The 352-nt window shown below is 64.2% G+C and carries 1 protein-coding gene; it reads left to right on the top strand.

Features of this window, described 5'->3' with window-relative positions:
- Nucleotides 1–8: 8 nt before the first annotated feature.
- On the top strand, nt 9–352 hold a 344-nt coding region (locus ACG2LG_RS24350), incomplete at its 3' end, for a hypothetical protein (RefSeq protein ID WP_396263518.1).

Here is a 352-nt window from a genome sequence, read left to right as displayed (position 1 = left end):
AAGAATTCATGGAGGCGCTCTTCGCCTTTGTGAGTCGGGAGCAGCAGGATGCCTTGGACGCGCGGATCCGCGAATGGGAATTCATCCGCAGTCAGCCTGGCATCGGACCGAATACGGTGAGGCCGCCGGGTTTCAACGAGACGCTGACCCTCGGGTCCCCCTCGGCAAGTCCCCACTTGGTGGACGCAAATGCGGCATTCCTGTTGCCCATCGGAGCCGGAGCGTGGGCGGTGCAGGGCGGGGTTCGCGGCTTCCATATCGCGAACTTCATGCGGGCGGGCTACAGCTTCAACGGGGCGCGAGCGCTGCACGCCGTCGGCACCGAGCTGCGAACTGGAGGCATCTTATCCCA

It is taken from the genome of Haloferula sp. A504, from assembly GCF_044385805.1.
Taxonomy (GTDB): Bacteria; Verrucomicrobiota; Verrucomicrobiia; order Verrucomicrobiales; family Akkermansiaceae; genus Haloferula.
This window is presented reverse-complemented; position numbering and strand designations above follow the sequence as displayed.